Genomic DNA, 19,544 nt, shown 5'->3' with positions numbered 1-19,544 from the left:
CTCGTCCGACACAGGCCCTGTCGCCCTTCACTAGCAGGAGTCAACGCCATGACCACCTTCAAAACGGACTGGAGAAAACATGTCGACGAGGTTGAGGGTGGATTGGCGCAAATGCGTCGTAGCAGCAGGATCAGCCTGTTGCCAAGCTTCGATATTGGCAGCGGTGCGCTGGAGCTTCGCCTCGAGCTGAATAACGCCGCGACCTTATCGTTCAATCCTATCCCGGCACAGGTCTCCGATGTCTCTTGGGCTGGTAACGGATTGAAATTGAACAGCGCGCCTGCTGAGGTGTATATCGATGGTCTTTCGTTTAAGTTCGCCGCGTCAGGCCATAGCGCCAATCTGGACATTCGCGAAAGCGCGGACTACTACAGCTTCGTACGCCTGCAGCTGAGCCAGGCCCAACTAAGCCCGGTCTACCCCAAGAAACCAGAGCTACACGCAGCCCTGCAAAACATGTCGGCCAGCGAGGTAGAGCGGGAGTGGGACAGCTTCGTCGGCCACATGGGCGAGAAGATCACGCTCCCGTACGATACACAATCCGCAACGTTCTATCTGGATGTGGAATACCAGAATCGCGCAGCAGACCGCGACGCAGTGTGGATCATGCGTCTCTATGCGACACCGGTCCCTGCGTCGCAGTCCAAGCTCAACATTCAGGTCTCGCACTCACCGTTTTCGCTCGCTGCCTGGCACTTGCCGGCGTTCGACCTGCAAGCCGGCGAACTGCTCGCCGTGTGGATGAGCAACGACAGCGAAGGCGCGCAATGGCGTTTCGCGGTGCCGACTGTCAAGTTGATACTGCCCCCCCCGGCCATCGGTGAGGCCATGGAGCGAGGCATTCGTTTCTGGGGGGGCGCAGCGCATTCACCCATCGACGACAGTCAGCCAATCGCCCAACGCTTTTCTCCCCCGGTCCGTCTGCAGGTCAGCCCCGGGACCATGCTACGTCGCTACACCGTGCATCCCGGCGACCTGCTCTCGGTACTCAGGAATGCACAGCTGGAAAGCATGAGCGTCGAACTGGGATATCCGCTGGAGCTCAACTATCAACGTAACGAGCATTCGACCCGGACCATCAGAATCGGCGAAGTCAGCGAGCAGATGGGTAAACCGGCAGTGTCTTTGCCACCGGACTATTTCCAGGGCAACCTCGGAACGGTGCCAGCCTGTCTGAGTAGCTCGCTGAGCGATACCTTGGCAGCTTGGTGTGCGGCTGACTCGGGCAGGCGAGATCAGTTGCTACAACGCTACCGACAGCTACGACTTGTGCACCTGGCCAACAGGGCGTCATTGAGTACGCGCCTGGCAGCCTTTCGCCTCAGCGATGCCGCCGCTCCCAACAATGCGCTGAACCTGACTGAAAACCTCAGCGCCCACTTTCGCTCCACCCGCGAAGGTGCCTTGCCGGTATTTCCCCTGGCCGTAGACGAGGTCCCGGAACGTTTTCTCGATCAGGACTGGTATGAAGCGTACATGCCCCAGACTGCAGCCGACATCAAAACTGCGCGCCAGTTACCCATTGGCTTGCTGTACACCTTGGAGTTCGCCTCGGAACTCGAAGCAGTATTACGCAACCCGAAGACTACCAGCGTCTGCCTGGGTGACTTGACCCTTTCGGCCTTGGGCGCGACAGGCAACATGAAGGCCTCATTCGACAACGGCCGTACCACCTTTGAGGTCAACACCAGCGATGGCCAGGCCTGGCGTATCGTGAAGAGTCGCATAGGGCGCATCGCAGCTGCATGGAACCTGGCCCGTCATGTGGTGGTGTATGGGCGCAGCACGGTCCCCAGCGACCAGTTCAAAGGTGAGCAGGCCAGTGCTCCCCATCATGGTCGGCCGATCTTGCGCAAGCTGGAGGAGTACATCGAAATTCTAGAGCCTGACCGGTTGTTCGCCGAGGAAGGCCGGGTTGACGACTACCGCCATGGCAGCTTGCGCTCTTATTGTTTCGCCACCACCCGAATTTATGTCAACGGCGCCTGGGGACGCGACCGCAGCAACCCCAGCGGCTATGAAATCGCCTTGTTCAACCCCGGTGATACCAGCGGCTTTTACGTCAAGCCGTGGCTGGGGCCCGTCACCTTCGACGCCAGCGCAGGCCAAGTCAACCATTGGCATGAGCACCCCGAAGATGTCTATTTCTACAGCAACACCGAGCCAGGAGGGTCAGCCGACCCGCAACGCTGGGAATCGGTGCCCGGCATTGACCGTCCAGCAAGCAAAACGCTGGGCATCATTGCTGATGCAGCCTCCGTCGACCTGAAGGCCAAGCACTTGCCCGGGGTGCACCTCGCGGCGGTAGAGGATCCGCGTTTTGCCCAACGGGTGACGCCACAAGGCCAAACCAACATCGCTCACGGACGCTCTGACAAGGCAATGATGGCCTTGCTGCGTACGGTACATATTGAAAGATCCGGCGATACCACCCGGCTCGACCTCACAAGCGCCAGTAACGCGGCCGCAGCCGACTTGCTGCGCACGGTTGCCCAGTACGGCGCCGCGGCACGCAACCTCGACGGGATTATCAAACGTGTCGCCAACGATGCCCGCACCCTCTGGGAGAATGTCGGGATCAGCGACTGTGAAACCTTCAAGAAGCGCCTCAAGGACGAGGTCAACCGCAGTTTCGGCCAGGCCAAGGCACTTGTCGACACTACCTGCAGTGGGGTCAGTCAGCAGATCGCGCTGATTGCTGACGTGGTCAATGCGCAAGTGAAGGACGCTCGACGCTGGCTTGAAGCGATACTCTCCCCCGCTTTCCTCGAAACCAGCATTGTCAAACTGGCTGATGGCGCGCTGCCAAGGCTCGAGTCGCTCATCAAAAAGGTCGACGCAAACGCTGCCGACACCGGTGAGTCCATGCTGACTCTGGCGCTCAACGAGCTGAGCGATTTGCGCTTCTTCCTACAGCAAGTGGCTCGGCCCCTCAGGAGCCTCGCCAGTGGTCTGAGCAGTGAAGTCGAACGCCTCGATGTCTTGCGCAGTGCCTGGCCAAGTACGGCTGACCTGCGCGCACGTCTAGCCCAGATCGATGCAATGCTCAACCTACCGTGGGATGCTAACGTCGAGCAGCAAATCAATCAGTGGGTCACTTATATCGACACCCGCCTGGCGGCACTGGATGGGCCAATGGAAGCGGCACAAATCAAGCTGGCTTCGCTGGTTAGCCAAGGCACGCTGCATCCACTATTGAAAATGGCAGGCGAGCAATTTCAGCAAGGGCTCGATCAATCTCGAGCGACTCTGCAGCAGGCAATGTATGCGCTGAAACTCTTCAAACAGGACCTTCCTGTCGAGGGCCCGCGAGGGCGCGCCCCGGACTTGTTCACCAAGGTATTTCACAGCGCCCGTGAAGAAGTGAGCCAACTGCTGCCGCTCTGGGAGCGGTACGAAAATCCCGCCAGCTCAAAGCTGGCTGTTTTCCAACATGAACTGGACCTGTTAGCCGGCACCCTGAGCTCTTTCGCCGAGGCAGTGGAGACGCTGGCACCGCAATTTGAAAAGGACCTGGAAGACGCGCTGGTCGCGGCAAAAGCCACCGCAAGCGCGCAAGTACGTAGCCTCTGCGACAAGATGCTTGGGTACCTGGCCGATTTCATTCGCGCCTGCCGTGATCCTGCTATTGGGTTAGTCCATGACTATCGAGAAATGCTGAAAACCGCCCCGCTCGATAAATCTTTGAGTGCACTGGCAACGCTGCTGATCGATAGTCGACAACTGTTAGGGGAGTTCCTGGCCACTAGCAATACACGTGTAATCAAGGCCCTGACGGACGAACAAGAAATCTTGCTCAACACCATCGATCTTATCAACTGCAGCGCGATCAACAGTCTGTTCGAGGCAATCGACACGCAGGTCCAGGGCCTTGCCAACGAACTACGAGAACAAGTAGCAGATCAGGCCACCCGCTTGCTTGATGAAGCGACCGCCCACTATGCCGAATCCATCACCAACGTCGTCAGTAGCGCGGGCTCTGCCATCAAGCTGACCAAGTTACTGATCGACCCCCCGCAAGTCCCCCATTTCACCATCAATACGGACCGCATCGAGTGTGTCTTCGATGACTTGAAGACCCAGATCGAAACTTCACCTTTCGTGGCGCGCTTACGTGAACTTGAAAGTGGTATCCAGGATCTGGGCATGACACTCCCCGTGCAGCACTTTGACGGCAGCTTGAAGATGCTGGAGGACAAGGTTAACGGCACAGACTTTCGCGACATCATTCAGAAAGCCGGCCTGGACTTTGCGCATTTACTGGAAAAATTCACTTTGCAAAACATGCCCGCGGGTGCAATCCGCGTGAGCCACCAGGTAGACCCGCAAAAGCGCAGTGCCTCGGCCCGGGTAGATATCGATCATCAATTCAGCACCACCGAAGCGCTGTTCGAGGTTGCCGGGTTCAGCCTGGATATCAAGCAGCCACAGTTGAAGGTGAGTTCTCAGCTACAGGCCACAGAGAACAGCCTTGTCAGCCATACCGATGCCCGCTTTGCCGGCGACTGGATTCTCAACTTCGGTGGCCAGCCGCTGGTAACTTTTCGCGATGCCGCAGTGCGTTATAACGACGCCGGAGGTTTTCAGTTCGACCTTGACCCTCGCAACGTTGAACCCCATCCGGCCTTGCTGTTCATCACCCAACTGTTGCAAAGCGAAATGCCCAAGTTGCCGGAGGGAGTCAAGGTCGAAAACGGCGCCGATGGCCGACCGATTGGTGTCAGTTTGTGCCAGCAGAGTGCTATCGGCCCCTACACGCTGGGCACCGTGTCGATTGGCCGAGCCACCATCAAGTCATTGTTCGCGGTGCGTGTCGTAAACGGGCAAATGACCATCGACAGCGGCTTCGACCTTGGCACCAAGGCCTCGCCGGTGTTCATGCAGGTGGGGCCGTACGGGGGTGGGGGTTGGCTCAATGCCAGGGCGGGCCTCAGGCCCAAGCACAACTCATCGGACCTGGAGCCATGGTACGAAGCTTCGGTCGCCGTGACCCTGGGCTCAAGCCGCAGCTTTACCTTGGCCAGTGTCGCGACAGGCTCGTATGACGTACGCCTTTTTGTCGAGGCGTCCATCAGCTCCTCGGGGAATACTTTTGTTGCCGGGCTTTACGTCAAAGGCAGCGCCCGCCTGCTCGGCTACCTCAATGCCTACCTGGCCCTTGCTCTGGAGGTCGAACACCAATCTGGCAGCGATATGAAGGGCCGCGGTCGGATCGATGTCGAAATAGAAATTTGCTGGTGCTACAGCGTACGTGTCAGTCGCACGGTGGAACAGACTATCTAGGGGAAAAGACAATGCCCAACTACAGTTGGCTGCTGCACTGCAGCCGCGAAACCGCGAAACCCGACCCCGCAGGCGAAGTCGATTACGCAGTAAATTGGGTAATGCCTCGTTCCGATGATGGAACGGCCCTGATCGACGACAGTTTCTGGGTCACCACCGGCAATCTGTTCTTTCCTTGGCGCCTGGAGGTTGATCACTGGTGGGTGGTGACTGGCACGCTGCCGGGCACGCTTGGCAGTTTCACGCCACTGCTGCACCAAACGGTGCATGATCCAGTACGTAACGGCTTGCAAGCGCAGATCAAGCAGCGCACCAAAGATCAGCCCCTGAGCAGATCCACCCAAGATCTGGATGCAGGCGCCGGTATCACCCTGGTCGACGCAATAGCCCCACTGAGTCACCTTCCGGCAAAGCTGTCCAGCGATGTGCTCGGCACCACAGTGATCGTCAGCACGCCTGCGCCGCTCAATGAGATCCAAGGGCTGGTTCCGGAATTTAACGCAGTGATCGGTGGGGAGAGGATCAGGTTCACCCCTGACAGCATTGATTTGGCTTCGCACTCCCCTCAGGTTGAATATCACTATGCGTTGTCGTTCGCTCAGGCACAGGTGCCCGAGACCCGCACCCTGCCTACCTTCACCTTCTCGGTGGTCAGCAACACGCCCACCTGCTGCGCTACTACTCCCGCGATAGGCCTGGGGCAGGAAGTACCCGGCGGCGCATTGGCGCGGATCAATGACGTCGCTCCCGTACTGAGCCCAGTCAGCGTTCTGGGCACGATGCTGGATGAGCTGCTCAAGGCTTGCGAGGCGCTTGATGTTGCGGGGGAGCCGTCCTGGAAATCGCGTCTGTCCACACTCACACTGGAGGCCTGCCTGGTGCGATTGTTGGGCAGTGGCGAGCAGCGCATGCGACCCGCACCAGGTAGCGTACATCTGACACACTGGGCTCGCGAACTTGGCTTCACGCAGGACAATTTCCTGCTCTTTCTGGACAGACCGGCAACGCTCACCCTAAGGCTGTTTATCGAAGAAGTTTCCAAACTCGTTGCACGGCAGGCTACAGAGCGGCTGCCCTCTACCCTGGCAGATTTGTGCCAGACACTTTCCCCGCTGCTCTCCACTGTCGGCGACCAGATGGTAAATCACGTCCAACAGCCGTTAAGCCAACCTGGGACTCATGCGACAGTCGCAGCCTTCAAGGACTGCCTGACCAACGCGCAGAGCGCACCGAGGCTCTACGCAGCATGGCTCGCAGCCTGCGTAGTGAACTACCACACGGCCCATCCTCCGGTAGAGGAGTTCGATGCACTGTACCTAGCGATATTGCCTAACTTGCATCCTGGCGATGTGAGTCAGATGATGAATTTGCACGTACTCCAAGTCTGTATAGAACACCTTCACGTCAACCCCACTCTGGCTGCCAGCATCGAGACCTGGACACCACCGCCCGGCGTGCAACTTTCACCACTGAGTCACTTCTACGCTCAGGCGTTTTTTGCCGTCTTGCTGGATAGTCAGCCAGAGAATGTCCCGCCGCTGCTGCAATCTGTACTCGATACCTATTTGGGCAAACTTCAACCGCCACGGCTCGGCATGCTGGCCGAAGATGGCGACCTGAGCATTCAGTTCGCGTTGGCGGCAAGCCAGATGGACGAAGCGAAGACCAACAAAGACTTGCGCGGCTATGCCATCGCGGTAGGCGCCGGGTACCAGGACGACCACAACGTTTTCCACTTGAAAGACGAACTTGGTAGCGCCTGGATTACGAACGTTGCCTGTCGAGTCAGGGACGGCGCTGCGCTGTGGAAACCCTTCGAAACGCAAGGCGCACTGCAGGAGTTCCACGAAACCGTGGGTGCCACCCGTGAGAATGGCCGGCAAACAGCCAGTTTCAATTACAGTGGTTTACCGTTGTGCGCGCGTTTGTTGGACAAGGTCGTCGATAGCCCGCCACTAGAAAATGATGTACAGGCCAATCTGGCGCTGGAATTCTATTGGCCAGAAGGACAAGCGAATACACCAGGCTCTCCGTTCTATCTGCCAAAACTTGCTTACGGTGTAACGTATTGCACCGTTGCAAGTGCCCTGTCCAATGCCGGGCGCATACTCGTCGAAGCGCTAAGTGCCGATACGAAATGTCGCGAGTTGCTACCCGCCAAAGAAGCGCTGGCGGACGCCAACGCCACACTCTCGATAGTGCGCTACCTGTCGCGTGTACCACCGGGCGTACCGCATGTTGCAATCGACAAGCGTGATGTTGGCGCACAGTGCGATCGCTATGGCAATGAATCTCGCGCCATGGCCTACCAAGTGCAACAACAGATCACCGATCTGCCGCGGATCGCCTTGATCCGACCTAACACAAAAGAGTGGCGCGGTGGTCTCTCCCAATTGCGCCTCAACTTGAATGGCCCCGATGCCACCCCCCGTGTCATCGAGCGTTGGCTGGAAGCAGACTGGGCGGCACGAACGGCTGGCCAAAATGATTACTGCGATGATTTAACTCTGCTGGAACAACCCTCCAAGATCAAGCAACTGCAGCATGACCTGCTTACCCGCAAAGCGGATGCCACCGCAGAAGGTACAGTGCGCCATCCCGCCGTACGTGCGTTCGGCGTTGAACTACTGTTCCATGATGACAGCTCCAACATCCGGCAGCCTCAGCGTCTGCTGATCGAACCAAAGCTGGACGTAAGCAGTGGCTACATCGCTGCAGTGCCGTTGCTGGTCAAATACGTCGATAACCCGAAAAAGGCCGGTGCAACCGTCACTGCCAATAATGAACTGCACATTTCCCTGGCAGCAGGCTGGTTCGTCAGGGCCACGTTCATGAGCCTTATCCCCGATAAGTTCTTCAGTGGACCGCTGGCCCGTATCGAGACACTGGACAAACGTCAGGACTGGATAGATCCCTCAGGAACCTTTCACTACTTCAACAGCAGCGAACATTGGTTTGAATGCCTGCGCACCCCTGACTGGACCACTGCCACTCACGTGTTGAAACAGATTAGCGACAGCACCCGTGTGGGCAAGAACGGCAACAACGTACAAGCGGTGCTCGAACATCAAGGCGGTATCGTGAGCGAACTGCTCAGTGGGCTCTACATCGAACGCCACGAATGGCACTGGACCGGTTACCCGCTGGCCTTCGCCCATCCGACCTTGGCCGACGGGCGTCTGGAAGACTGGGCCGGGCCTTTCCTAGGAACCGAGTCGACCCGTGACAGCATCGTCTATCGACTGGAGGACGAACTGGATGCCACACGCGGGCTGCGTCTGGCGATGAAACAGCCAAGGATTCTCTCCAGCTATCGCCTTCCCCGCGACCATGGTGCCAACTATTCAGCTTGCCTGATGCGGCCATTGTGGCGCTTCGAGGAGTGGCTGTTCGTGCCCAAGGAACAACATCTCCAGGTAGTCGGTGTCGGTGGCCTGATTCCCGCCTGGGTCGATTGGGCCGACCGCAGCCTGCGCCTGTCGCCCCCCCGCGTACGGCGAGTTCATCCACTGGTGCGCACCTACCAGGTGGATGATCAGCAACGATGGCAGACCAGTACCAATGCGGCGGTACTGGAGCTTGACGATATTCTGTATCGCACCGAAGCCGGCGTACGCTTGGGAGGTGTTGGCGAGAGCATCGAAGTCGACTTGCAGGGCACGCGCCTCAGTCACGTCTACGAGATAGGCCCCAACCCTTTGTTTCATGCCGGGCCGAGGAATACTGGCAACAACACCCAGTCCATGAGCCTGCCCTATCCCAGTGCTTATAGCCTGGGTAAAGGTCGCGCTGCTCAGCAGGACGCCAAGCCCGATCGCGCGCTGGACTGGGGGATCACCGCTGACGCCCCGTTCGGCCTGACTTATGATCTGGACCGCAATGCAAAGGTGGCACAGACAGCGATCATGGTCCGCCCTCACGGTACCGATGTATTTCAGTACTGGGTCATGGCCAGGGTACGCCTGCGCAGGATGCTAGAGCCCGACCCGCGCTGGACCGAGCATGCGGGTATCGAGAAAATCACCCTGGACCAAGACAACCAGGTTGCCACCCTCCAGCGCCGTCCGGATGGTAACGACTGGGTAGCGCAGGACTTCTGTCTGAGCGTTGCCGCGGGCAGCTTCAACCTTGCTTTGAAGGTTGTGGCCGATACGGCTACCGATCCCGTGACTGCCCCGTCCGCTGTATTCAGGCCCGACGACCTCGCCATTGCATGCAGCGAGCCACGCCGGCTGATCTGCAGTTGGCACAAAGGCGGCTGGAACAATGATTCAGAGCAGTTCTGGGGGCTGCAGGTGGTGGTTCAGGCGATCTCGCCAGGACCCGCTAACCAGCGCTGGATAACCCGCAGGACCTATTCACCATACGCAAGCGCTATTCGCCTGAGCCTGAACGAATGCAAGCAGGACACACCGATCAACCTGCTACTTACCAGCAGCACAATGCCCCAAGTGAATGCCAGCCTAAGCCCGGTGTTGCTCAGCGACTATAGCGAAAGCCACTGGCTGACCTTCATTGCAACGCCTTATCGCAACCTGTCCTTCGCCCAGGAGAACGTATGGTTGGAGGAAAGTCGGCAGAGGACGCTGGCTATGTTCCGCAGCAGCAGCAAAGCCAAAGAGTTGAAGAAGGAAAGCATCTCGCGCGACCTGTTGATCAACCCAGTAAGCGCAGGTGACTACAACGCTAGTCTGGAAGAGCGCTTTGAGGTCGAGTCCGCCAGCTTCCACCTGCTACTGGTATTTGAAGCGGTGCATGATGTTGCCACCCCACAGGCCGGCGAACCGCTAGGCAGACTCAAGCATGTGTACAAGCCCACACGACCAGCAATAACCGACGCTACGCCCTCACCGCAAATCGTCTTCACCTCTTTCATGACCAGCAACCCGGGGCAGATCAACTGGCAGAGTTCCAAACATGTCGGCTACCTCTACCGATTTCATCGTGCCACCCTTTCGCCGGCACCCTCAAACTGGGAAGCGATGCTCGAATTGATGTTCCCCGAGAGCCAGGACGATACGCCTGTTGAGGCCAGCATTCGCTGGACGCCAGAATTTCTCGGGCCGATGCCAATCCTTGGCATAGGGCAGGACTGGGAAAAGGAGCAATGGGCCCAGCGTGTTTCGGCGTTCTCGGGGCAGAAGATCAGCCTGAGACTGAAGTCTGCGGCCAGTAAACCATGGGTCAACCTGCAGATCGATCCGCAACTGGGCTGGTATGTCGATGGAAATCTGCCCCCCCCAAAACTGTTCGATAACAGAAACCATGGCAGTTGTCGCGTCACCCACGATGGCAATATCCAAGTTCTGGAACTGTTGGCGGCAGGCGACTGCCTGGTTGCGCAGCTACTCGACTGGCCTGGCAACGCCAACCAGGCAGAAGCCCGGCTGTTCAACAGCGAGGGTGATGCCTGGCAACAAACTTACATATGGAAGAAGTGACAGCGGTCTTTGCTGAAGCACAAAAGGAGATGGGGTGCTGCACGGTGGACCTATCTGCTGGGCTTCACGTTGGTCACAGCAAGCGCCGAAGACCGGGGCTGACGGAACCTACCCGCTCAGCAGAAACATCGCCTTGGCCAGGAACAGGATGCCCAGCATCTGCACCAACACGCTGAGGTGGATCAGCCGTGAACGTGCCGGGGTCATGCGGCCGGTGCGCATCAGGAAGACCACGCCGAGGAAATGCCCGAGGATGCTCACGGCCAGGCAGATCTTCACCGTCAGTAGCGTACCGAAGCTGCTGGCGAAGGGCTCGGCCAGCGCGGCGCGATAATGCCAGGCCAACCCCAGGCCGGCCCCAAACAGCACCAGCACCACCCAGTGCATGACCTTGCGCGCCCGTTGCCCCAGCGCCCTGGACAGCTGCTCGCGCGGCCCGGGTTCCAGGCTGCGGGCAGCCCGGCTAAGGATCATCACTTCGAAGAACACGCCACCGATGAAGAAGGCGGCAGCGGCCAGGTGAGCGAACTTCAGCAGCAGATAGACCATTTCAGCTCCTCATCCGGGATGACCGTCGGCGCGGGTGCGACAGAGCATGGGGGCGTAGCGATAGAGGTACAGGCCGAAGGCGCAGGCCCAGCAGGTGGCCGACAGCCACAGCGACGGCACATACAGGAAGCCGACGCCGAAGACGCGGATCAGACCTCCCAGGTTGAGTAGCAAGAAGGCCAGGGCCATCCCGGGAGGCAATTCCAGCGGCCTGCCGGTATGCCCCAGCGACACCCGCGCCAACATCGCCAGAATCATGCCGCCCGTGGCTCCGACTGTCAGCGCATGCAGCGCCTGGCTGGCGCTGGCGATCAGCCCGCCATGCCACAGCGCCATGCCCATGCAGGCAACGACAATCCACCCATAGGCCAGATGCAGCGACCACAGCAGCGGCAGGCGCAGCAGGCCGGCGTCGAACCAGCGCACCAGGCGGATGCCATGACCGAGCGCCAGCGCGGCGAATGGCAACACGAGCCATGGCTGCGGCGCCAGTCCTGCACCGGCGGCATACAGGACGGCCAGCAACGCGGTGAGCCCCAGCAGTGCCCAGTCCAGCCAAGGCCAGGGCTGGACCATGGCCGCCCGCCCCAATCCGCGTTGCGTGAAGAAGGGAATCACCCGGCCACCGATCAACCCCATCATCGCCGCCACCAGCCAGACGGAGGCCCAGACGCCCTGCCGCTGCCAGCTATCCTGCCCCTGAGCAACCCCGACGAGTGCCAGCAGGTCGGCCAACGTGAACAGTGCCAGCACGGCGACAACCGGGTAGTTGCGGCGCTGACGCACCGCCCAGAGCAGGCGAGCCATGACCCCTGTCGCCGCGACCAGGAACGCTAGGTTGGCCAGGATCAGCAATGCGGGCGAACCCAGCCACCAGGCCAGCCGGGACAGCACCCAGATGGCCACCAAAGCGGCCAGAGGCTTGCCGGACAGGCTGGGCTGGCCCGTCCAGGTTTGTACTGCGGTGAGCAGGAAGCCGGCGATGATGGCACCGGCGAAGCCGAACACCAGCTCATGGCGATGCCAGGCCAGCCATCCGCCCATGGGCTGTGGCAGAGCCTGCGTACCCAGCAATGCGGTGATCCAGAGAGGAATCGCTAAAAGCGCGAGCAGGCTGCCCAGCAGGAAGAAAGGTCTGAAGCCGAGCCGAAACAGCGGTGGTACGCGCATGGCCTTGCGTGCATCGAGAATCTGCATGTTTCATCCTCCAGCGGCATTGGCATCATGCCAAATCCAGCTGTGCCACCCGTGATCGACGTCAAGGAGTGATCACAAGGAAGAGGTATCCGCAGTGGGTATCTACCCTACCGGGCAGAACACCGAGCGCCGGGCGTTTGTATTACCCCTTCTCGGAACAAATTGCCAAGATGCCCCGGTTCGGGGTGTGGCTGAGCCCGCGAGTGGGTCAAACGAGGAGCTTCAGAAACACTAAAGTCGCTAACAGATCCAAGATCAGTACAGCAGCAACAACGAAGATCATGTAATAGCAGTCATCCTGAGTCATTGTTGCCTCTGCACTGTGAGCAATGTTTCTGAATCACAGCAATTCCCATTCCAACATCCTGCCGCACCCCACCATGGATGCGTGGTGAGGGAAACAGCTGGCCCTCAAGGCCACGATCAGGTCTGGGCTGCTATCGATCCAAAGCTGCCACCTGTCCAAAGGACTTCTGTCAGTACCGGCCCCATCGCCGGCAAGCCCGCTCCCACAGGAATCGCGTCAACTTTTAGAAATTGTGCAAGACAGTGCTCCCACCATCGGGTGCCGCGACAGCAATTCCCAGCCCTCCTGGGCGATGTTTGAGCGGATCCTGCTTGAGTCCATCGGGTGTATGCCCTCGTGAGCTCTACGTAACGGACCAAGCCCACCCGCGCGCCCTAGGTCTCCCCAAGGAATTGGGGATCAAGCGTCGCCCCCCATACAACTGCCGTCACACCTATGCGACAATACGCTCAATGTCCGGCCTCAACCCCGCATTTATCGCCCAACAGCTGGGTCACAGCGTTCAGATGCTGCTGTCGACGTATGCCCGTTGGCTCAACTCAAGCTCCGACTGGAGCGAGCTGGAAACACTCAAGATTGGTATCAAATCGGTATCAGCTGAAAATCCAGCGTCGTAAGTTACTGATAGGTAAGCCCTTTGATCTCCACCGCTAACATCACCATGCAGTTCGGCTCCAAGCCGCTGTTCGAAAACGTCTCGGTCAAATTCAACAACGGCAACCGCTACGGCCTGATCGGCGCCAACGGTTGCGGCAAGTCGACCTTCATGAAGATCCTCGGCGGCGACCTGGAGCCGTCCGGTGGTCAGGTCATGCTCGAACCGAACACCCGCCTGGGCAAGCTGCGTCAGGACCAGTTCGCCTACGAGGAATTCACCGTGATCGACACGGTGATCATGGGCCATGGTCAGCTGTGGAAGGTCAAGGCTGAGCGCGATCGCATCTACTCGCTGCCGGAAATGACCGAGGAAGACGGCATGGCCGTCGCCGAGCTGGAAACCGAATTCGCCGAAATGGACGGCTACACCGCCGAATCCCGTGCCGGTGAGCTGCTGCTGGGCCTGGGGATTCCGCTGGAACAGCACTTCGGCCCGATGAGCGAAGTGGCACCCGGCTGGAAGCTGCGTGTGCTGCTGGCCCAGGCACTGTTCTCGGACCCGGACGTGCTGCTGCTCGACGAACCGACCAACCACCTGGACATCAACACCATCCGTTGGCTGGAAACGATTCTGACGGCGCGTAACAGCACCATGATCATCATTTCCCACGACCGTCACTTCCTGAACAGCGTATGCACGCACATGGCCGACCTGGACTACGGTGAGCTGCGCCTGTTCCCGGGCAACTACGACGAGTACATGACCGCAGCGACCCAGTCGCGCGAGCAGCTGCTGTCGGACAACGCCAAGAAGAAAGCCCAGATCGCCGAGCTGCAGACCTTCGTCAGCCGCTTCTCGGCCAACGCCTCCAAGGCCAAGCAGGCGACTTCTCGGGCCAAGCAGATCGACAAGATCCAACTGGCCGAGGTCAAGCCTTCGAGCCGGGTCAGCCCGTTCATCCGCTTCGAGCAGACCAAGAAGCTGCACCGCCAGGCGGTAGTCGTCGAGAAAATGGCCAAGGCCTTCGACGAAAAAGTCCTGTTCAAGAACTTCGACATCACCGTCGAAGCCGGCGAGCGCGTTGCGATCATCGGCCCCAACGGTATCGGCAAGACCACCCTGCTGCGCACCCTGGTAGGCGAGATGACGCCGGATGCAGGCTCGGTGAAATGGACCGACAGCGCTGAAGTGGGCTATTACGCCCAGGACCACGCCCACGACTTCGAAGACGACTTGAGCCTGTTCGACTGGATGGGCCAGTGGACCAGCGGTGAACAGGTCATTCGCGGCACGCTCGGGCGCATGCTGTTCTCCAACGACGAGATCCTCAAGTCGGTGAAGGTGATTTCCGGTGGTGAACAGGGCCGCATGCTGTTCGGCAAACTGATCCTGCAAAAGCCGAACGTGCTGGTGATGGACGAACCGACCAACCACCTGGACATGGAATCGATCGAAGCGCTGAACCTGGCGCTGGAGAACTACCCGGGCACCCTGCTGTTCGTCAGCCATGACCGTGAGTTCGTATCGTCGCTGGCCACCCGCATCATCGAGCTGTCGCCCGATGGCGTAGTGGACTTCAGCGGCACCTATGACGATTACCTGCGTAGCCAGGGCGTCTTGGTCTGAATCAGCTGAGGCTGTAATGGCCTCATCGCCGGCAAGCCGGCTCCCACATAAAAGCACCGTAATCCGGGGTGGGAGCTGACTTGCCAGCGATGAGGGCAGCGCCTCCACAAACCTATAAAATATTAGTTAGCCTGCTTTCTTTTCTTTCGCGCAACGGCCATGATGAAGCCACGCCCCGCCCGCCCGCGAACGAGCCCATGACCGCGCAGCAACCCGCCCCCGCCAGCAATACCTTCGGCATCACCCAGCAGATCCTGTCGATCGTCTTCTACACCTTCATTGCCTTCCTCTGCATCGGCTTGCCGATCGCGGTGCTGCCCAGCTATGTCCACGATCAGCTCGGTTTCGGCGCGGTGATCGCCGGGGTGACCATCGGACTGCAATACCTCTCTACCCTGCTCAGCCGTCCCTTCGCTGGGCGCGTGGCCGATACCCTGGGCGGCAAGAAGGCCATTCGCTATGGCTTGCTGGGGATCGCCGGTTGCGGGGTGTTGACGCTGCTTTCAGCCTGGACCCTGAGCATTCCACTGGTGAGCCTGGCCTTGCTGTTGGGCGGGCGTGTACTACTCGGGCTTGCCCAAGGCCTGATCGGCGTGGCGACACTGAGCTGGGGTATCAACCAAGTGGGGCCGGAGCACACGGCCCGGGTGATTTCCTGGAACGGCATCGCGTCCTACGGTGCCATCGCGATTGGCGCGCCCATGGGCGTGGTGGCGGTCGATGGCTTTGATTTCAGTGTGCTGGGGCCAGCGCTGCTGGTGCTGGCCGGCTTCGCTTTGCTGGTGCTGCGCAAGCGCGCCGATGTGGTCGTGGTGCGCGGGGAGCGCCTGCCCTTCTGGTCGGCGTTCGGCCGGGTGGCCCCGTGCGGCCTAGGGCTGACCTTGGCGTCGATCGGCTATGGAACCCTGACCACCTTCGTTACCCTGTATTACCTGGAGCGCGGCTGGGTCGGCGCGGCCTGGTGCCTCAGTGCCTTTGGCCTGTGTTTCATCGTTTCGCGGCTGCTGTTCGTCAACGCGGTCAACCGTTTTGGCGGCTATAACGTGGCCGTCGCCTGCATGGCCACCGAGGTGCTCGGCTTGGGCCTGTTGTGGCTGGCGCCCTCGCCTGCCTGGGCACTACTGGGTGCCGGGCTTACCGGATTCGGGCTTTCACTGGTGTACCCCGCATTGGGTGTCGAAGCGATCAAGCAGGTGCCGAGCAGCAGCCGCGGTGCCGGGTTGGGCGCCTATGCGGTGTTCTTCGACATGGCGTTGGCCATCGCAGGGCCAGTGATGGGCGCGGTGGCGATGCACCTGGGCTATGCCTCGATCTTCTGTGTAGCGGCCTTGCTGGCCCTGGCCGGTGTTGGCCTGACGCTGCTACTGGCGCGGCGCGGCCGTCGCGCCTGAACGACCTGCATACGCTGGCGCGCCCAGGGTCTGGCTGAAGAACGCCGCGGTGTCGCGCTGCAGGGAATGATGGATATGACGCCGATCGACACCCTCGGCATCCTTGCACAGTACCGGCATACGCGCATGCTGCTCTTCGTCACAGCGGGCCATGAACACGAAATGCCCGGCGCCGGCGAGCAGGCGATAGTCCGGGGTCACGGGCAATTTGCGCGCCAGCGCCTCGGCATTTCGGTCCACCGCCACCAGCTGGTCGCTGTCGCCGCTGTAGATCAGTGCCGGGACCTTTACGCCGGCCAGGGCATGACGGCCGAACATCAGGCTCAGAGGCGCCATCAGCATCACCGCCCCCACCCGTGAGTCAGCCTGGGGGGCCAGCTCGTTGCGGTCGGCGATCAGCACCCCGTGAGTCTTGCAGGCGTCGGCATCGTTGGGGCGTTCGAGGCAGTATTTGCGCAGGCGGTCAAGGTCGGGCCGCGCGCCTGACAGGATCAGCGCCGTCTCGCCACCGGCCGAATAGCCGATCACGCCAACCTTGCCATCGTTCAGGTAGGGGCCCAGCAGCGCATCAACGCGGGCTGCGCTGATCGCGGCGCTGACCTGCAGCGGTCGGCCATACAGGTTACTCAAGGTGCCAAGGCGGCTGTGGTCGCGTGCGTTGTCGCCTGGATGCACCACCGCCACCACCACGAACCCCTGGCGAGCCAGAGATGTCGCCAGGTAATGCAAGGCCAGGGGGCTGCCGGTGTTGCCGTGGGAAAGCACCAGTAGGGGGAACTGGCCTGAGGCAACCGGAGCTTCCTCGGCGACGTCGACGGGGTAACCGTCGATGCGCAGGCTGCGGGGTGTGCCATGGGCGGGGTAGAAGGCCAAGGCCTGCATCGGGCGCGAATCGACCGGATCGTCCAGGGTCATGTGGTGCAGGCCGGCGACCCACGGGGCGGCCTCGGCATGGCCCAGCAGGCCGACGCACAGCAACGGTGCCAGCAAGCAGCGGAGGATGTTCATTGGCCGGCTACCCGAGCGGAGCGAGGGGATCACCAGAGGATAGGGCCGGTCGAGCGAGCAGCAGATGAAAGCTGGATGAAAAATGCGCCTGCACCGGCCTGTGGGTTAACAGGCCGGTGCAGTCAGGCTGGCCAGATCAGGCCGCCGCGAACAGCTCGTTGGCAATCTGCGCCTGTGCAGCATCGATCGCCTTGCTGCGGTGTTCCGGGCCGTAGGCCAGGCCATGGGCGCGGACGATTTCCAGGTCGGTGATACCGATGAAGCCCAGGAACACCTTGAGGAAGTCTTCGTGGCCGGCGCCGCTAGGCTGACCTGCGTGCAGGCCGCCGGCCGTGGACACCAGCACCACTTTCTTGTCACCGCACAGGCCTTCAGGGCCAGCCTCGGTGTAGCGGAAGGTCTTGCCAGCCTCGGCGACGCGGTCGATCCAGGCTTTGAGCTGGGTCGGCACGGTGAAGTTGTACATCGGCGCGCCAATCACCACGGCGTCGGCGGCCAGGAATTCTTCCAGGGTCTCGGCACTGAGCTTGGCCTCGAAGGTCTGGGCGGCATCACGCATGTCTTCCGGGGTGCCTGCCGCCACCAGGGTGGCCGCCGAGAAGTGGGCGATGGCATCGGCAGCGAGGTCGCGGTACACCACTTCGATGCTCGGATCAGCGGCTTTCCAGGCCTCGACCACTTCGCGGCTGAGTTGGCGAGAGGCGGAATTGTCGCCCAGGATGCTCGAATCGATATGCAACAGTTTCATGGGAATCTCCTGTGAATGAAGACCGCGGCGGTGGGCGATCACGATGGGGAGAATCCTACCTAGGCGTCGAATAGCTGATAAGTCGGCAAAAATGCGTTAGTTTGTCCCACAGGTAGAACAGTGAGACAGCCCTCATGCAAGACCTCAATGACCTCTTCTATTTTGCCCAAGTGGTCGAAGCCGGTGGTTTTGCCGCCGCCGGGCGTCAGCTGGGCATTCCCAAGTCGCGTTTGTCGCGCCGCATCGCAGAGCTCGAAGAACGTCTCGGCACCCGCCTGCTGCAACGCACCACGCGGCAGCTGAAGCTGACCACGGTCGGTGAACGCTACCTGCACCATTGCCAGGCCATGTTGATGGAGGCCGAGGCGGCCGACGAAGTAGTGGCCAGCATGAGCAGCGAGCCCCGGGGTCGCCTGCGGGTGTCCTGCCCGGTGGCGTTGGCTCATGCCTTCTTACCGGATGTGATCAGCCGCTTTCTGCAGCAGTACCCCCAGGTGCAATTGGACATGGTGCTGCTCAATCGCCGTGTCGACCTGATTTCCGAAGGCATCGATGTGGCCCTGCGCGTGCGCGACCTGGGCGACGAAGACCCGGCGCTGGTCACCCGCCGCCTGCGCCAGGCGCAGATGCAGCTGGTGGCCGCACCGGGCTTTGCCGACCATGTGCGTGACCCTGCCGAACTGGCCTCCCTGCCGGTGCTGGGCGCTGCCGAAGCCGACCGGCTGGTGCACTTTCGTTTACTTGGGCCCAATGGCCGGCAGCAGGAAATTGCCCTGGAGCCACGCCTGGCGATCGATGACTTCGTGGTACGCAATGCTGCCGTGCGCGCCGGGCTAGGGTTCACGGCCCTGCCGAGCATGTTCTGTGAAGAAGAGCTGGCACGCGGGGAGCTGGTACGGCTGCTGCCGGAGTGGTCGTTGCCAGGGGGCTACTTGCAGGCGGTGTACCCGCACCGGCGTGGGCTGTTACCGGCAGTGCGGGTGTGGATCGACCACCTGGCTACCTCATTCGAAGCCTGTGGAGAGCGTTATGTCTAAGCAGAAGATGACCGAGGACCAGGTGGCAGCCTTCTGCCTGAACCTGCCGGGCGCACGGGAAGACTACAAATGGGGCGGGATCCGAGTGTTCTCGGTGGCGGGCAACAAGATGTTCGCGGTCATCGGGCTGGCCGGGGCGGGATTATCGTTCAAGGTGGGCAACGAGCTGTTTCTGGGTTACTGCGACCGCCCTGGGGTGCGGCCGGCGCCGTACCTGGCGCGGGCGCACTGGGTCATCATGCAGCCCCCCTACCCGATGGGACGCGAGGAGCTGTGCGACCTGTTGCAGCGCTCGCACCAGCTGGTGGTGCGGCGGCTACCGAAGCGCTTGCAGGTGGGTTTGCTGATGTAAGCGGAGC

General features: G+C 60.6%; 10 protein-coding genes and 1 pseudogene. 7 read left to right on the top strand and 4 right to left on the bottom strand.

Annotation, left to right across the window (positions count from 1 at the left end):
* Window positions 1-48 precede the first annotated feature (48 nt).
* Both ACIPZB_RS10200 and ACIPZB_RS10195 read left to right on the top strand, forming a co-directional pair.
* The gene (locus ACIPZB_RS10200) at window positions 49-5,283 is read left to right on the top strand and encodes a hypothetical protein (RefSeq protein WP_400640105.1); all 5,235 of its coding nucleotides are present in this window, start codon (window positions 49-51) and stop codon (window positions 5,281-5,283) included.
* Window positions 5,284-5,294: 11 nt separating this feature from the next.
* Window positions 5,295-10,724, top strand: coding sequence for a hypothetical protein (locus ACIPZB_RS10195; RefSeq protein ID WP_400640104.1), 5,430 nt, complete (start codon window positions 5,295-5,297; stop codon window positions 10,722-10,724).
* A gap of 108 nt (window positions 10,725-10,832) precedes the next feature.
* On the opposite strand, the gene ACIPZB_RS10190 is transcribed toward ACIPZB_RS10195, so the two are convergent.
* Window positions 10,833-11,273 (bottom strand): CopD family copper resistance protein, encoded by a 441-nt coding sequence (locus ACIPZB_RS10190; RefSeq protein ID WP_400640103.1) that lies wholly within the window; start codon window positions 11,271-11,273, stop codon window positions 10,833-10,835.
* 9 nt (window positions 11,274-11,282) lie between these two features.
* A complete protein-coding gene (locus ACIPZB_RS10185; RefSeq protein WP_400640102.1) occupies window positions 11,283-12,470 on the bottom strand; it encodes an NnrS family protein in 1,188 nt (395 codons plus the stop codon).
* 693 nt (window positions 12,471-13,163) lie between these two features.
* Here ACIPZB_RS10185 and ACIPZB_RS10180 point away from each other — a divergent pair.
* From ACIPZB_RS10180 to ACIPZB_RS10170, 3 genes and pseudogenes are all read left to right on the top strand, one after another.
* Window positions 13,164-13,394, top strand: a pseudogene (locus ACIPZB_RS10180) (site-specific integrase); the annotation flags it as partial.
* Between the two features lie 20 nt (window positions 13,395-13,414).
* Window positions 13,415-15,001 (top strand): ABC-F family ATPase, encoded by a 1,587-nt coding sequence (locus ACIPZB_RS10175; RefSeq protein ID WP_008089163.1) that lies wholly within the window; start codon window positions 13,415-13,417, stop codon window positions 14,999-15,001.
* Window positions 15,002-15,090: 89 nt separating this feature from the next.
* A complete protein-coding gene (locus tag ACIPZB_RS10170; RefSeq protein WP_400640139.1) occupies window positions 15,091-16,392 on the top strand; it encodes an MFS transporter in 1,302 nt (433 codons plus the stop codon).
* Here ACIPZB_RS10170 and ACIPZB_RS10165 read toward each other — a convergent pair.
* Window positions 16,363-17,400, bottom strand: a complete 1,038-nt coding sequence (locus ACIPZB_RS10165) for an alpha/beta hydrolase family protein (RefSeq protein ID WP_400640101.1) — start codon at window positions 17,398-17,400, stop codon at window positions 16,363-16,365. The two genes, ACIPZB_RS10170 and ACIPZB_RS10165, sit on opposite strands and share 30 nt — an antisense overlap.
* A 136-nt stretch (window positions 17,401-17,536) precedes the next feature.
* Window positions 17,537-18,148, bottom strand: a complete 612-nt coding sequence (locus ACIPZB_RS10160; protein ID WP_400640100.1) for an FMN-dependent NADH-azoreductase — start codon at window positions 18,146-18,148, stop codon at window positions 17,537-17,539.
* A 134-nt stretch (window positions 18,149-18,282) separates the two neighbouring features.
* Here ACIPZB_RS10160 and ACIPZB_RS10155 point away from each other — a divergent pair, with 134 nt between their 5' ends.
* Both ACIPZB_RS10155 and ACIPZB_RS10150 read left to right on the top strand, forming a co-directional pair.
* Complete coding sequence (locus ACIPZB_RS10155; RefSeq protein ID WP_400640099.1) at window positions 18,283-19,185, top strand: LysR substrate-binding domain-containing protein; 903 nt, start codon at window positions 18,283-18,285, stop codon at window positions 19,183-19,185.
* Window positions 19,178-19,537 (top strand): MmcQ/YjbR family DNA-binding protein, encoded by a 360-nt coding sequence (locus ACIPZB_RS10150; protein ID WP_400640098.1) that lies wholly within the window; start codon window positions 19,178-19,180, stop codon window positions 19,535-19,537. Before ACIPZB_RS10155 ends, ACIPZB_RS10150 begins: the two co-directional genes overlap by 8 nt.
* Window positions 19,538-19,544: the final 7 nt, after the last annotated feature.

It is taken from the genome of Pseudomonas sp. NPDC089396 (assembly GCF_044749545.1).
In the GTDB taxonomy this organism is placed as follows: domain Bacteria; phylum Pseudomonadota; class Gammaproteobacteria; order Pseudomonadales; family Pseudomonadaceae; genus Aquipseudomonas.
This window is presented reverse-complemented; position numbering and strand designations above follow the sequence as displayed.